This window comes from Sulfurihydrogenibium sp. (assembly GCF_028276765.1).
Taxonomy (GTDB): Bacteria; Aquificota; Aquificia; order Aquificales; family Hydrogenothermaceae; genus Sulfurihydrogenibium.
The window spans coordinates 1-15,732 of sequence record NZ_JAPYVU010000041.1; the positions used below are offsets into that span (position 1 = coordinate 1).

Consider the following 15,732-nt stretch of genomic DNA (forward strand, 5'->3'; position numbering starts at 1 on the left):
AATTTCAATCTTATAAGTAGATGGAGAAAGGTTAAGACTTTTGTTGCTTATCTATATGCATATGCTATTGGTTATAGCTTTTTTAGAAAAAGTAAACTATGGAGGTAATTTCTCACCCGACGTATTCATAGAAAATATTATCTTTTAGGAATTTAGATAATAAATTTTCAATCTCTTCGGTCATTTTTTTCTGGTATTTAGATTCTCTAAGTTTTTGTAGAAGGATTACACTATATTTATTTTTTTCATGTTCATCAGTGAGAATTTTTGCAATTATATCATCTTTATTGTTATTCCAGTCAGTATAAATTTTTTCATAATCATACACAAATTTGTTAATATTATTCACAAATTCTTGTGCATGGGATATAGCTTTTAAAAAATCCCTTGATTCTAATGATGATAAAACGTCATTCATATTATCGTGAATTAATTTATGTGTTAAAAGCATTTCTCGCTTTTTATCTTCTTTACGATAGCACATCACATCAAATGCTAAACTTCTTAGCATCTTACTAACATTACAGGTTACATGTGATTCTGCACAAGCGCCCACTTTCTGATTTTTATAAAAAGATTCTACAGCTTCCAACATTATTTCTATTTTTTCTGCCAATAGTTGAGCAATTTCGTAATTTGTTTCTTTAAGAAAGTTATGGGCATTTTGTAAGATATTTTCTATATAAACTTTCGCTGTTGTTGCTTGTAAAAGATTCTTTAGATTATCTATCATAGTCTTAGGGATTTTTAATTCCTTTTCCTTCTTATATTCTTCAAGTAAAGAGGTGTAAAGATCTATTGCACTAAACAGAGCTATTTTGCCTATACCAAGTTTATAGTGTTTTTGTGCAACTTCATATAGTATATCAAAAACTTTTTTACTGTCGGATTTTTCAATAAGTTCGAAGATGTTATAAAGTATCTCAGTTTGTTTTTTTATCAGATCGTTAAGAATTTCAAAAGAATTAAAGTATTTTGAAGAATGACTATCAGATAGTAGTACAGAGTAGAATTTGTTAAAAATTACGTTAGAAATTTCAGCGAACTTTTCTTTATTAACCATGACATATCCTCTATATAAAAAATTTTTTTTAAAATTTATTATATTATACTTTGAGTGAGAAATTAATGATTTTTTAATAGAATTTAAAAAGAGGTTTTTGGACTTGTACATTTGGATATGAAAAGAACGATTAATGAATTATTCTTACGAAGATAAAAGATTGTTATTCTACGGTTGATAAAGAATCTACTTTTCTACAATTTTAAAAGGGTCGATATTTCAGACTAAAGTCCTCAGTATGAAGGAGGTAGGTAAACTTTTGTTGGCTAAAAAGTCAGATTTTTTATAAAAAAACTGTTTACAAAATTAAGAAGACAATTTAAATTTATAAAAAAGAAAGGAGGTAGTTAAAATGGAACTAATAATTGGTTTAATCGCATTGATAGTTTTAATCTTAATGATTAGAAAGGTTGGCGTTAGTGAGCCTAATAGAAATGTAGCTTCTAATTTTCAGCCACCACAAGACATTCCACAACATACACCAACTATACAAAACATTCCACAGAATACACCGCCACAGAATAATCCAAATGTATTAAACGACATAACAAAAGCTGGATTAATTGGAACTGCGGCAGGCTTGGGAATGATTGGAGCAGGAATGCTTTTAAATAGAAATAACTATTACAACTACTATTATACTCGTGAACCTGACACATCACTTGCAGAACATCTTCATGATTTAATATGGAATGATGACTGTAATAAATGTGATAACGATGTAATTTATAATATTTTTTCAAGCTGTGACGATACAGGCTTTGATAGCTCAGACTCTTCATGTAGTAGCTCATGGGATTATAACTATGACAATAACAACTATGACAACGATAGTTATTCTTGGAATTCTTGGGATAGTAACGATAGTGGTTATTCTTGGAATTCGTGGGACAGCGGAGATGATAGTTCCTGGTAAGAAGTTAAAAAGAGGTAGCTAAGATGGATTTAACACCTTTATTTGCTGTAATCGGATTATTCATATTAATTTTAGTAGCTTTAATAGTTAAAGGTATCACATCATCTGATAGCACTGTTTCATCCGATTCATTTTATTCTTACGATGATTCAAGAAGATTTTACCATCTTACCGATTACTCATCAGACTGGTATCCGAACGATAATTCAGACTCTTCAAATATCTCATCTTTAATTCCAGGTAGTGACGATTATTTAAATTCAAGCTCTTCAGACTATCTTACAGACCCTGCTTATGCTTGTCTACCCGGGAATATTTACCATGACACAATTTGCGAAAGTTCTTTTTCAAGTTCAAGTTTTGATGACTCTTTTAGCTCATCTTGGAGTTCTTGGGACAGTTCATGGGATAGCTCTTCTTGGGATTCTTGGAGTAGTTCAAGCAGTAGTGATTGGTAAAGTTATAATTTTTCTATCATCTTTTTTAATCTCTCATAATCAGCCTTGCTTAATTTTTTATCTTTATACACATAACTTTCAAGCTCTCTTGCAAATGTTAAAAGTTTTTGCTTATGCTCTGTATTCTCTACCCTTGAGATAAACTCTTCCAACCCTTCGTTTTCCTTTCTTTCATAGCCATACTTTTTTAATCTTTTGTTTAAAATATTCAATAATCTTTTTTCATAAGGTTGTTTTAAGTATTTGACAGATAAAAATGTTAAATATCCTACCAATAGCAAAGTTATTGTAATAATCAGATAATTTTTATTAAATTCAACTTCTATCTTTTTAAAATCTTTAATGTTAGAAAAGCTTTTTTTGACTTTGTTAAAAAGTTCAGCTTGCTTAGAAAAATCATAGTTTACAATAAAGGTTGTGTAATAATAGTTTATAGTATCAAGCCAAAGTTTTAATCTGTTTAGCTTTTTTTCTTTTTCGATGATTGCATTTCTTACTGCCGGAGTAGGGTCAAACCTTATCCAATGTTTGTTTATGTATGCTTCAACCCAAACGTGGGCATCTTTTTGTTTAACTATGTAGTAGTTGGCTGTTTGGTTGTAAGTAGAAGTTTTATAACCGCCTACAAGCCTTGCAGGTATGCCGTTTAATCTAAGTAATATAACCATGGATGAGGCAAAATATTCACAGTTTCCCTGCTTTTTTACAAACAGAAAGTCATAAATAGGGTCTTGGCTAACAGATAGGTTTTGTAATGAGTATGTATAGCTTTTTAAAAACTTCTCTATGTTTTTTGCTGTTTCTTCTTCGTCATTTCCTTTTAAATCATTGGCTAATTTGACTATAGATTCATTTAGTTTTGGAAGCTGTAAGTATTCATCCGTAGACCTTAACTCTTCATAGTATCTATCATTGACAAAAGAAATACCCGAGTATTTAATTTTGTTAAATATGGGTTTATCAACAACATATGTTTTATCCATTCTTGGAGTAATAAAATAGCCGCTTATCTGTGATATTGCATACGGATATTCAACAGTAAATAAATAAACTTCTGAATGTGGTTCTAAGTAAACTGTGTATTCATACTTCTTACCAAACAATCTTCTTGCTTTAACTGCTGAAAATAAATCCTTAGACATCCACTGCTTTCCATCAAAGTAATTCCAAGTTAAACCCCTTAAGTAAATTTCTCCGATATTTTTTCCCGAAACTCTCATTACTACAGAATCATCTTCTTGAATGTTGGAAACATCACCAAGTTTTACATCTTGAGAAAATCCGGTTGTAGCTTTTCCTTTACCTTGTAGAAAGTTTAAAAATGGATAATTACTTCTTGGTAGTGTAAAAAATAGAAAAATCGTAAAAGGAATAGAAAGTAGCGGAATAACAGCTGTTTTAATCAAAATTCTTTTTATTATGTCTACATCTAACTCTATCTCTTTATTTTGTTGGTAGTATGTTAAAAGTATTACTGATGCATTTATAAAAAAGATTAATATCAAAAGATACAGTAAAAATACCATGCTGGTTGAAAGAATTGTGTATCCTGCAAAAAGCAGAATAATTAACAAATATATCTGCATGTAATCTCTGAATGTTTTTTCTTCAAGAAGTTTTAAACCAAGCAAGACTAAAAGAGTTTCTACCGAAGGCTGAACAATATTGTCAGGATTTATTCTTAAAACCATCAATATTACAAATAAAATACCGATAATGTTTATAAATGTTCTATTTATGTTTAAAGGCTTTTTAAAATCTTTGTAGGCTGAAAGTGTGTATAAAGCTAAAAAAATAAAGCTGTATGCTGGACTAACTTCTTTAAAAATTAAAAGAAAAATAAATAAACTTCCTACGTAAGCATTTATCTTAACTATGTTTTCAACTGATAGCTTCATCTTTCATTCCGTATAATGCAAGCTTTGTAAGAAGTTTATGTCTGTCTGATTTATCTTGTAGATTATAGGTTGTATTTTCTATTTTTACAAATGTGTTTTCAAACTTTTTGTAATTTACTGCTAAGTATGCGATGCAGGATATTTTTGATTCTAAATCCATGTTTATCTTCTCAAATTCTATTATGATTGGCGTTGATTGGATGGTTGATAAGACCTTTTCTTTTAGATTTTCTGATTTTGTTGAAGCCTTCCAATCTATGTACTTAACCGGCGTTCCAAAATTGTAGTCTCTAAGTCCTAAAAAGTCTCCTTCGTATCCTTGTTTTTCTATAACCTGACCTTCTGATTTTTGCTTAGATTTAAATTTATAGTCTGATATTTGAAATAAATTGCATTCTTTTGGCTCCGGAAAAACTACTTTTTTAGCATCTACTTTTACAGTAAAGCATCTTTCAAAAAAGTTAAAAGGAAATACTGAACAGACTTTGGCTTCTTTTATGCTAAAAATACCTCTCTTGTCAACTAATATTTTTAGCTTTCCTTCTCCCTCTTTCTCTGCATACGGGATTAGCACACTTTTATTGTTTATTAGTACTTTAATCAAAAACATTGACATAAAGGCTTTTTTGTTTGTTGCTTTAACGGTTAGATAAAACTCTTTTTTTGCAAAAACTTCTTCCGGAAATTCTACCCATATGTCTATTTTAGATATATTTCTCTTTCCAAAATATCCTGAAATTCCCATAAAGCTCAGTAAGGCTGAAACTATTAAAAATAGTAAGTTGTTTCCTGTGTTTACAGCAGCAATACCAAGAAGTATGGTGATAAGGATATAAAGCCAACCTGCTTTTGTTATCTTTATCATATAGGTGTTGGAATGCTTTCAACGATTGTTTTTATAATCTCTTCTTTTTGAGATTCATGCTCTGGTTTGAAGATTACTCTGTGTGGAATTACATATTTATAAAGTTTTTTAATATCTTCCGGAATGATAAAATCTCTACCTTCCATGTATGCGTTTGTTTTAGCAGTGCTTACGATTGCAAGGGTTCCCCTTGTTGACAAACCAGACTCAAGATATTTGCTCTCCCGAGTAGCCCATACAATATCAAGAATGTAATCAGCTATTTTATCTGACACATAAACGTTTTTGATCTCTTCTTGAATTTTTATAATCTCATCTTTTGATATGAAAGGTTGTATTTTATAAAGCTCCTCTCTTTTACTACCACCTTTGATGATCTCTTTTTCTGCCTCTCTTGATGGGTATCCGATGGAGATTTTCATTAAAAATCTGTCTAACTGAGATTCTGGAAGTGGAAATGTTCCATACTGTTCTACCGGGTTTTGTGTTGCTATTACGAAAAATGGCTGTGGTAATTTATAAGTTTTTCCATCTACTGTAACCTGTTTTTCTCCCATTGCCTCAAGAAGTGCTGACTGGGTTTTTGGCGTTGCCCTGTTTATCTCGTCAACAAGGATGATGTTATTAAAAATAGGACCGGGTTTAAATTCAAACTCGTTTGTGTTTTTGTTATATATAGAAACTCCGATTATATCAGATGGTAGTAAGTCGGAAGTAGCTTGCACTCTTCCATAATCCAATCCTAAGGTTTTAGCTATTCCTATTGCAAGGGTTGTTTTGCCAAGTCCGGGCAGGTCTTCTATCAAAAGATGTCCTTTTGAGAATAAACATATTAACGTAAGCTCAATGGCTTTTTCTTTCCCATGGAGATAGCTTGATAAAAAGTCTATTATGTTTTTAAACTCAGCTCTCATGAATCACCTTTAAAATTCAATATTATATTATATCAATAAGCTTTGCATCAGATAAGAGATTAAATAAAAGCAGGAGAATCTTCGCCGGCTGCAGAATGACAACGTTAATTTTTGGAACACCCTCTTATTTTCCTGTCTAATTTTTATTAAAAAAGTTATAATATTTAATTAAAAATACTTGGAGGATTTGATGAAATCATATAATGTTGCTATACTTGGAGCCACAGGGGCTGTTGGTCAAACAATGATAAAGGTTTTGGAAGAAAGAAATTTTCCGGTAAATGAAATAAAATTCCTTGCATCTGAAAGGTCTGCCGGTAAAGAAGTTGAATATTATGGAATGAAGTATAAAGTTGAGGCTGTTTGTGAAGAGGCTTTTGAGAATGTAGATATTGCATTATTTTCTGCCGGTGGTGAAAGAAGTAAAAAATGGGCACCCATCGCAGCAAGCAAAGGAGCCGTTGTTATAGATAATAGCTCTGCTTTTAGAATGGACCCAGAGGTTCCGTTGGTTGTTCCGGAAGTTAATCCGGAGGATGTAAAATGGCATAAAGGAATTATTGCAAATCCTAACTGCTCTACAATACAAATGGTTGTTGCGTTATATCCAATTCATAAAGTAAAGAAAATAAAAAGAATCATTGTAGCAACATACCAGGCTGTTTCTGGAGCAGGAGCAACTGCAATAGAGGATTTAGAGCTTGAAACAAAAGCAGTTATGGAAGGAAAATACTTTTATCCAAGGGCATTACCACATCACATAGCATTCAATGTTATTCCAAGAATTGACAACTTTGAACCAAACGGCTACACAAAAGAAGAGTTAAAAATGATCAACGAAACAAGAAAGATTATGCATGAACCGGATATTAAAGTATCTCCAACTTGCGTTAGAGTGCCTGTATACGTAGGACATAGTGAAGCTGTAACAATCGAGACCCAAGAACCTATCACTGCTGAAGAGGCAAGAGAGATATTAAAAAGTGCGCCGGGGGTTGTTGTAGAAGATGACCCATTTAACAACGTTTATCCAACTCCGATAGAAGTAGCAGGTAAAGATGATGTGTTTGTAGGAAGAATAAGAAAAGACCTTGGATTTGAAAATGGTTTATCTATGTGGATAGTTGGAGATAACTTAAGAAAAGGTGCAGCAACTAACGCAGTTCAAATAGCAGAATTATTGATAAAATATGAACTACTCTAATATAAGACAACATCTTGAAGATTTAGAAATAAAAACACTTCATCCAAAGGCTGCAAAAAGTCTGTATGCAAAAAGAGATGTACAAGAGGAAGAATGTCCAGTAAGGACTAAATTTCAAAGAGATAGAGATAGAATCCTTCACAGTAAAGCTTTTCGGAGATTAAAGCATAAAACACAAGTATTTTTATCTCCGGAGGGAGACCATTACAGAACAAGGCTAACCCATACACTTGAAGTTGCACAAGTTTCAAGAACAATAGCAAGAGCTTTAAGACTAAATGAAGACCTTACAGAAGCAATAGTTTATGGTCATGATTTAGGGCATACTCCTTTTGGTCATGCAGGGGAGTTTATTTTAAAAGAAAACGGCAGCTACCATCATGCAAAACACAGTTTAAGAGTGGTTGAAAAGCTCGAAAACGAAGGAAAGGGATTGAACCTTACAGAAGAAGTGAGGGATGGCATTTTAAAGCATAGTAAAGGAAAATCTCCACTGATTACAGAAGGAAACATGCCTAAAACTTTAGAAGGTGAAATTGTTAGAATAGCTGATAAAATCGCATACATAAACCATGACTTAGAAGATGCAATAAGGGCAGGCATCGTATCAGAATCACAAATTCCGGATGATATAGTTAAAGTTCTAGGAAAAACCAAATCCGAAAGGATTTCGACCATTGTTATCAGCGTTATAAATACAACCATTGAAAATGAGTATAAACATATAGTAATGGATGAAAAAGTTTATAACGCCATGTACAGCTTAAGAGATTTTCTTTATGAAAATGTATATTTTGCTGAGCCTGTTGTAAGGGAGCTTGACAAGGCAAAAGGCATAGTCAAAGCTTTGTATGAGTATTATGTTGAAAACTATCATCTAATTCCAAACTATGAAAAGTATTTAAAACTTTGGGGAGAATATTCACCAAACCAAGCAGCCGTTGACTACGTAGCCGGAATGACAGACAGATACGCACTAAAAAAATACTCAGAAATCTTTATTCCAAAGGTTTGGGCTGTTGTTTAGATATGTACTGATAACACACCTTTTCTTTGCAATCATAAGAATTTTATACGTACTATATAGAGATATAGACCTATCGACAGAAGAAGCACAGTATTGGCTGTGGTCTAAGCATTTAGATTTATCCTACTACTCAAAACCACCCTTGATAGCATACTTTAATTTTATATCCACGTCCATCCTTGGAGATACAGAAATCGGCGTAAGAATAAACAGCATCATCTTTGGATTTTTAATAGCCATAATCATATACCTTTTTTCAAAAGAAGTCTTTAAAGATGAAAAATTAGCATTCTTTATTTCAGTGTTCATCTATCTAATACCGGCTTATGACATAGCATCTATAATTTTTCTCACAGATACACCACTTGCTTTTTTCTACCTGCTTTTAAGCTATCTATTTTACAAATCAGTTTATGAAAACAAACCAATTTTATGGATTTTAACAGGCATATCAGCAGGTTTAGCTTTTTTGTCTAAGTACTCAGCTGTTTTTTTCTTTCCAGTTGCTATTATCTTTGTTTTACTTTTTAAAAGAGATATTTTCAAAGAAAAATGGTTTTATATCTCAATATTGATAGCAGGATTGTTTACCTTGCCGGTCATATATTGGAATGTAGCAAATGATTTTGTAAGTTTTAAACATGTTGGCAAATTGGCAGGAGCAGATGAAAAAACGCTGAGCATAAACTTAAAGCATTTTGGAGATTACATACTTGGACAGATAGGTATAAACTCTGTCTTTTTATTTGCGTTTATGGTTTATGAAGTGTTTAGAGCCATTAAAGAAAAAGATGAAAAACTTATATACTTATCCTTATCTCCTATTATAGTTTTTGTATTTTTTGGCGGGATTGCCCTGTTTAAAAACGTTGAAGCAAATTGGCCAGCCTTTGGATATGCTACTTTATACATGCTTGGTGGTTATGTAGTTTATAAAAGATTTTTAAAAATCTCTACCATTTTAATGTTTTTATCAGGACTATCTATCATCATTCTTTTTTATACGCCGATACTTGACAAAGTAGGATTAACAAAACTTCTTCCACCGGAAAAAGACCCGAGCAAAAGGCTTGTAGGTTGGCAAGAACTTGGTAGTTATGTTAAATCTTTAACAGAAAAATATCAAAAGAACTTTATATTTTCAGACTCTTATCACATCTCTTCTGAGCTTGCTTTTTATGTGAAACCATTTAGACAAACTTACTGCATCAGAGTAGATAGAAGAATGACCCAGTTTGATTTATGGGAAGGTATAAAAAAGTTTGAAAATAAAGGATATTACGGCATTTACGTTGCAGACCATCCAATCACTGAAAAAGTAAAGTCAGGTTTTGAAAGCTTAGAGTTTGAATCACAGTATAAGGTAAAATATAGAGGAAAAGAGGTAAAGACTTATTACATTTACATACTGAAAAACTACAAACACATTGAAGAAGACCCAATACTTAGCTACTAAAGGAGCAAGATAGATGAAAATAAGAATTGGAACAAGGAAAAGTCAATTAGCTTTATGGCAAGCAAATTATATTGCAGATAGACTGAGAGAAATTCACGGCATAGAAGTTGAGCTTGTTAAAATCACTACTCAGGGAGATAAAATCTTAGATGTTCCACTTGCAAAGATAGGCGGAAAAGGATTATTTGTAAAAGAGATAGAAGATGCACTTCTTAGAAATGAAATAGATATTGCGGTTCACTCATTAAAAGATGTGCCAACAGTACTACCGGAGGGATTAGAGCTTATAGCAATTACAGAAAGAGAAGACCCAAGGGATGCCTTTTTATCTATAAGGTATGAAAACATCTACCAGCTTCCGGAAAACGCAGTTATTGGCACAAGTAGCTTAAGAAGAAAATCACAAATAATGAAAATCAGAAAAGATTTACAAATAAAAGATTTAAGAGGAAATGTTGACACAAGAATAAGAAAGCTTGAAGAAGGGCAGTATGACGCAATCATCCTTGCCTATGCAGGGCTAAAAAGACTTGGTCTTGATAGTAAAGTCAAATACATATTTTCTCCGGACGAGATGATACCGGCAGTTTGCCAAGGCTTTCTTGCCATAGAAGGAAGGTCTGATGATGAAAGAATAAAAAATTTAATAAAACCTTTAAACCATTATGAAAGCTATTTAAAAGCAACCGCAGAAAGAAGCTTTCTAAAAACGTTGGAAGGTGGATGCCAAGTTCCACTTGGTGCATACTGTGAGATTAAAGAAAACAGCTTTGTAATCACAGGCTTCATTGCAGACTTGGAAGGAAAAGAATATTATCAAGAAAAAATGATAGAGCAAATAAAAGAAAATCCACAAGAGCAGGCTATCATTCTTGGAAAAACCTTAGCAGAAAAACTTTTAAACGAGGGTGGTAAACAAATTCTAACCAAAATTTATGGAAAATGATATAATAAAAATTAAACAAAATAAAAACAGCAGGTAAAAAATGAAAATATCCGATAATATTAAATCGGCAAGAATAGGGAAAGGATTAACTATAAAAGAGCTATCTTCTTTAGCAGGAGTTAGCATAGATATAATAGAAAAAATAGAAAATGATGAAGACTTTGCTTTAAAAGACCCATACGGAAGATTGTATGCAAAAAAGCTTTGCCAGTTTTTACAGCTTGACTGTAATCTTCCATCCGAAACAGTAGAAATAAATTTAATAAAAGAGAAAAATCACAACTTTTCTCAAAAATTATCAAAATTTTTGCCACATCTATTTGCAGGTTTTATATTGATAGCATTCATTTATGCAAATGCAAATCTTAATAAAAATCCTACTTTTCAAGTAAATCCTGTTCAGCATAAAGAAGAAACAAAACAAGTCACAATTACGTCGGAAAATCAAGATAATAAAATAACTTATATAGTTTTAAAAGCAGATGATGAAGTATGGATTACAGCCACAATAGACGGAGAAAAAACTATCTTTAACATCAAAAAAGATGAAGAAAAGACTCTTTATTTTGAAAATAAGATAGTATTTGAAACTGTAGGAAATGCTGATAAATTAAAAATTATCTTCGGAGACCAAGAAGTAAGGATTTCTGATAGAGAAATTATCCATAACGTATTTGTTGATTCAGAAGGTATATTCTACAATGGGTACAACGTGTTAAGAGGTGCTCCAAAGATTTGATTCCACCAAAAGAAGCTATTTTAAAAGCTATATCTGAAGTTAAACCATACGTAGACCAAAGAATAAGTCAGTTTAAATCTCTAAAAGAAAAAGGCTTAACTATCTTTGACTTTAAACCTTTTGTTGATATTAAAGCCTACGAAGCAGATATTTTTTCTGAAGCTTGCTTTTGTATCCTGACAGCCAATTTTAAAGCAGAAGTAGGAATAAAGATTCAAGCAGAGGTTGGCATTGAAGGATTTAAAAATTATTCTTTAGAAGAGCTTTATAACATCCTTAAAAAGCATGGGCATAGGTTTGCAATGCAGAGAGCAGAAAGAATAGTAAATCTAAGACCACTTGAAAGCTTTTTGCAGGAGATTAGATATTACGATGATGGCAAAAAGGCAAGAGAAGAGCTTGTTAAAAAAGTTAAAGGCTATGGATACAAAGAAGCATCACATTTTTTAAGAAACATAGGATTTGAAGATGTAGCAATCATAGACAGACATATATCAAGATTTTTATTTGAAAACAATCTTGTAAAGCCAAGAAAAACAATGACAAAAAATTTATACTTAGAATCAGAATCAGCCTTAGAAAACCTCTGCCAAGAGTTAAATCTAACACAAGCAGAGCTTGATTTATATATTTTTTATATCAAAACAAAGAAAGTTTTAAAATGATAGAGCTACTTAAAGATTTAGCAGAAAAAAACGGCATAATCCTTACAGACAATCAACTTGAACTATTTGACAAATACCTTTCAATGCTTTTAAAATGGAACAAAGTTTATAATCTAACATCTGTAAGAAAAAAAGACGAAATAGTTATCAAACATTTTTTAGACAGCTTAACCCTTGTAAAACTTTTTGAAGCCAAGGTAATAGATGTAGAAGACAAAGAGATAGCAGACTTTGGAACCGGCGGCGGTTTTCCGGGAGTACCACTAAAAATCTACTATCAAGACAAAATCAAGCTTTATTTGATTGAATCTATCAATAAAAAATGCATCTTCTTAGAGATGCTGAAAAAAGAGCTTAAGATAGATTATACGGTTTTGTGCGATAGGGCTGAAAATATAGATAAAAAGTTTGACATAGTAGTAAGCAGGGCAACGGGAGAGACGTTTGAAGTGTTGAAGATAGGTAAAAATCTTTTAAAAGAAAATGGTATTATTGTGATAATGAAAGGTAAAGATATTGAAGAAGAGTTAAAGCCATATACAACAAAAATGAGCTTTAAGGGTCTTCCGGAGAGAAGTTTTATTGTTATGACAAAATACTGAGAATGCTTGTAAAAATCAACGTTGTCATTTTTGCAGACGGCGAAGAATTTTGACCTCAAAGATGTCATTCTGAGCAAAGCGAAGAATCTCTTATTTCCAAAAAACATTAAAAAATGAGATCCTTCACTACGTTCAGGATGACAAAGATAGGCAAGCTTACAATAATCCTGAAACGCTCCTCAATTTCTGCTGAGACTGTTCCAAAAATCAATATTGTCATTCTGGGCAAAGCGAAGAATCTCATAATTTTCTTTTCAAATCAAAAAATCAAAAACAAGATCCTTCGGACCTCGTCCTCAGGATGACACGGAAAGGTAAACTTACGGGAATTTTAGAACACTCTCATTTCTGCTTGACATGTAGAAAATTTTTTTGTATATTTATATTAGCTTTTTAATTTTTTAACTGTACCTTGGCAATTGAATATGTTAGCCCACGCAAGCTTGTTTTATGCGAGAACGTGAAACGTGAGACGTGAGACATTGGAAGTTGGTTTATCAATATCTTAGCTATTTTTGTTTGATTATGTGATAGTTTGGTGAGATGATTTAAAAGTCAGTAAAGCTAAGGTATTGGTGATGTGTTTTTATTTTTTGATGCTTGATTTTAGCTTGTGTAATGATGGTTTGAAAGGGATTTTTTGAAAAGCAGTTATAAGTATTTGTTGAATTAAACTTTTTAATTTTGAAATTTTTAATATTTAATATTTTGAAAATTTGTAATTTTTTATTTTAAAATTTTTTGATATCGGCAAGTTAAAGATTGATATCTGCAGCGAGCTTCTGAGTTTGTGGTTTTCAGTAGTTGGCTTGTGATGGGATGTTAAAAGATAAAATATAATAATATATTTTCTGTATATCGAGGTTTGCTGCAAAAAACTTCAACTTGCGGATTTTTTAAAAATTTGGTATAATGTTTTATAAATTGGCAATTGAATAAGGTTTTTACGAATTTATTTTTGGTTAAAAATTTAACGGGTTTGTAGCCTACCTATGAGGAATTGAAACCCAAAAATTGGTCAGAAAGTAATTCAATTTCAAACTCGTTTGTAGCCTACCTATGAGGAATTGAAACATTGCCGCTCTTGTCTTTGAACTTTCTATTTACAGCGTTTGTAGCCTACCTATGAGGAATTGAAACTCATCAAAAATAAATTTCTTCATAACATACCTCCTAGTTTGTAGCCTACCTATGAGGAATTGAAACAGCAGTAAGAAGTTGATAGAGAAGCATTTTGATGGCGTTTGTAGCCTACCTATGAGGAATTGAAACTATCTCTGAGATCAATCTCAAAAAAATTATAAAACAAAGTTTGTAGCCTACCTATGAGGAATTGAAACCTCTGATAAAATATTTGCAGACGCTTAAACCATCTTCTAGTTTGTAGCCTACCTATGAGGAATGAGATTGCTTTTAAAAAAGTTTTTGATAAGGGTGTTTCTTATTTGTCATTCTGCAGCCGGCAAAGAATCTCCTACTTTTCTTTTTATATCAAAAAATTCAAAAAAGGAGTTCCTTTACAGTCTCAGGATAACACGGAAAGGTAAGTTTGCAAGAATTTTAGAACGGTCTTAATTTCTGCTTGACATGTAGAAAATTTTTTATTTATATTTAACTTTTTAATTTTTTAACTGTACCTTGGTAATTGAATATGTTAGCCCACGCAAGCTTGTTTTTACATGAGAACGTGAGACGTGAGAAATTAGAGATTGGTTTATCAATAATTTAGTGATTTTTATTTGATTTTTTAAATCCTTAGGAGCAGAAGTTAAAAATTCCAAACTTTAGAACTATACACTATAGATTTTCTAACTCAGAGTCTAAAATTAAAAAGACATAAAATTAAAAGAAATAAAAAGTGGTTGAAAATACACGTAGCAGTAGATTCAACAAGTAAACAAGTAAACAAGTTATTGATATACAAATTACTAAAGAATAGGTGTTATTGCTGGAATTATACCAAATTCAACGGAGGTTTGGAGAGAACATTAAAACCGAGATATTTTTAAAAGCTATGCTTATTAATAGGTTTTTAACAATGAATAATTATTAGCGTAGTGTATAATTAATTAAAGAAAAGCAACAAAACATATGCAGAAAAAAATAGACTATTCTATGATTTTCTATTATTGGACAAAGCAATAAAAACTGCTTTGACAAACTTCCTCACAGAAAAAATAGACATCAAGCATATTCCAAGCTAACTATAAGTAGTATAGGAGGTAAAAACGCAAATTTAGTAGAATTACTATAAATAGCATCATTGGAAAAAGCAGAGTAATTTTTAAGATAATTAAAGAAAAGACAACAGAAAAGGAGAAAAGAATAAAATTCCTGGGTGTAAGTAAGGACATCTACTATCTAAAAGAGCTTGAATTTAGGTATAACCTTAGGGATAATATTGATGATAGTTTATATAAATGTTTAGGTGGAATAAATTTAGGAATCGGCTAAATTAAATATTACAAAATGGTTAAGGAGAGAAAAAATGGATATTTTTAGTTATATATTTGCAGTAGTGTTATTTTTAATAGCTTCTTATTTTTTGTATAAGAAATTTAAAAAAGATATTCAGAAAGGTAAGTGTGCAGTCTGCAATCTTTCAGAAGGCTGTGAAAACGTAAAAAAGATTGAGATAAAATGAGAAAGACTTTCCTTTTATTGTCCATCTTTTTAATATACAATATCTCTATTGAAAAGCATTAGTGGATACCGGATAGAAAAACTAAGAGAGAAAAGTAAAGATTAAAAGTATTTGTTGATATCCAGCAGATCTTTGAATATAGCTATCAAGATATTTAAGGTTGGAGCGATAGAGTATTAGAGGAGAGGGTTATTTTGATATAAAATGATTGATATTGTCCAAAAACTTTTACAATTTAATTGTAATATCATATAAAATTATACCTAAAAACTTAAAAATTGGTGAGGTTTTTATGAAAAGAGACTGGAAAGAATATAATAAACAACTTGTAAAGC

The 15,732-nt window shown here is 31.4% G+C and carries 14 protein-coding genes and 1 CRISPR repeat array; of the genes, 10 read left to right on the top strand and 4 right to left on the bottom strand.

Annotation, left to right across the window (positions count from 1 at the left end):
- Window positions 1-112: 112 nt before the first annotated feature.
- Complete coding sequence (locus tag Q0929_RS06980; protein WP_299239177.1) at window positions 113-1,063, bottom strand: hypothetical protein; 951 nt, start codon at window positions 1,061-1,063, stop codon at window positions 113-115.
- Window positions 1,064-1,415: 352 nt separating this feature from the next.
- Between Q0929_RS06980 and Q0929_RS06985 the strand changes: the two genes are divergently transcribed.
- Entirely contained in the window at window positions 1,416-1,979 is a 564-nt protein-coding gene (locus tag Q0929_RS06985) for an ABC transporter substrate-binding protein (protein WP_299239179.1), read from the top strand.
- A gap of 23 nt (window positions 1,980-2,002) precedes the next feature.
- A complete protein-coding gene (locus Q0929_RS06990; RefSeq protein WP_299239181.1) occupies window positions 2,003-2,437 on the top strand; it encodes a hypothetical protein in 435 nt (144 codons plus the stop codon).
- Window positions 2,438-2,439: 2 nt separating this feature from the next.
- On the opposite strand, the gene Q0929_RS06995 is transcribed toward Q0929_RS06990, so the two are convergent.
- From Q0929_RS06995 to Q0929_RS07005, 3 genes are read right to left on the bottom strand one after another with little or no spacing between them, the layout of a single operon-like run.
- A complete protein-coding gene (locus tag Q0929_RS06995) occupies window positions 2,440-4,335 on the bottom strand; it encodes a DUF3488 and transglutaminase-like domain-containing protein (RefSeq protein WP_299239182.1) in 1,896 nt (631 codons plus the stop codon).
- Window positions 4,319-5,200: a DUF58 domain-containing protein gene (locus Q0929_RS07000; protein WP_299239184.1), complete on the bottom strand. Its 882-nt coding sequence runs from the start codon at window positions 5,198-5,200 to the stop codon at window positions 4,319-4,321. The genes Q0929_RS06995 and Q0929_RS07000 overlap by 17 nt, the downstream gene beginning before the upstream one ends.
- A complete protein-coding gene (locus tag Q0929_RS07005) occupies window positions 5,197-6,114 on the bottom strand; it encodes a MoxR family ATPase (RefSeq protein WP_299239186.1) in 918 nt (305 codons plus the stop codon). The genes Q0929_RS07000 and Q0929_RS07005 overlap by 4 nt, the downstream gene beginning before the upstream one ends.
- 190 nt (window positions 6,115-6,304) lie before the next feature.
- On the opposite strand from Q0929_RS07005, the gene Q0929_RS07010 reads away from it, so the two are divergent.
- The 8 genes from Q0929_RS07010 to Q0929_RS07045 all read left to right on the top strand — a co-directional run bounded on the left by Q0929_RS07010 (window position 6,305) and on the right by Q0929_RS07045 (window position 15,397).
- Complete coding sequence (locus Q0929_RS07010) at window positions 6,305-7,318, top strand: aspartate-semialdehyde dehydrogenase (protein WP_299239187.1); 1,014 nt, start codon at window positions 6,305-6,307, stop codon at window positions 7,316-7,318.
- Window positions 7,305-8,345, top strand: a complete 1,041-nt coding sequence (locus Q0929_RS07015; RefSeq protein WP_299239189.1) for a deoxyguanosinetriphosphate triphosphohydrolase — start codon at window positions 7,305-7,307, stop codon at window positions 8,343-8,345. The genes Q0929_RS07010 and Q0929_RS07015 overlap by 14 nt, the downstream gene beginning before the upstream one ends.
- Window positions 8,338-9,801: a glycosyltransferase family 39 protein gene (locus Q0929_RS07020; RefSeq protein ID WP_299239191.1), complete on the top strand. Its 1,464-nt coding sequence runs from the start codon at window positions 8,338-8,340 to the stop codon at window positions 9,799-9,801. The genes Q0929_RS07015 and Q0929_RS07020 overlap by 8 nt, the downstream gene beginning before the upstream one ends.
- Window positions 9,802-9,814: 13 nt before the next feature.
- Window positions 9,815-10,747: a hydroxymethylbilane synthase gene (gene hemC / locus Q0929_RS07025; protein ID WP_299239193.1), complete on the top strand. Its 933-nt coding sequence runs from the start codon at window positions 9,815-9,817 to the stop codon at window positions 10,745-10,747.
- A 40-nt stretch (window positions 10,748-10,787) separates the two neighbouring features.
- Window positions 10,788-11,486, top strand: coding sequence for a helix-turn-helix domain-containing protein (locus tag Q0929_RS07030; RefSeq protein WP_299239195.1), 699 nt, complete (start codon window positions 10,788-10,790; stop codon window positions 11,484-11,486).
- Window positions 11,483-12,151 carry an N-glycosylase/DNA lyase gene (locus tag Q0929_RS07035; protein ID WP_299239197.1) on the top strand — a complete coding sequence of 223 codons (669 nt, stop codon included), beginning with the start codon at window positions 11,483-11,485 and terminating at the stop codon, window positions 12,149-12,151. Before Q0929_RS07030 ends, Q0929_RS07035 begins: the two co-directional genes overlap by 4 nt.
- Window positions 12,148-12,753: a 16S rRNA (guanine(527)-N(7))-methyltransferase RsmG gene (gene rsmG / locus Q0929_RS07040; RefSeq protein ID WP_299239199.1), complete on the top strand. Its 606-nt coding sequence runs from the start codon at window positions 12,148-12,150 to the stop codon at window positions 12,751-12,753. Before Q0929_RS07035 ends, rsmG begins: the two co-directional genes overlap by 4 nt.
- A gap of 977 nt (window positions 12,754-13,730) precedes the next feature.
- Window positions 13,731-14,162: a CRISPR direct-repeat array (repeat unit 30 nt; unit sequence GTTTGTAGCCTACCTATGAGGAATTGAAAC).
- Between the two features lie 1,079 nt (window positions 14,163-15,241).
- Window positions 15,242-15,397, top strand: coding sequence for a hypothetical protein (locus tag Q0929_RS07045; RefSeq protein ID WP_299239201.1), 156 nt, complete (start codon window positions 15,242-15,244; stop codon window positions 15,395-15,397).
- Window positions 15,398-15,732 lie beyond the last annotated feature (335 nt).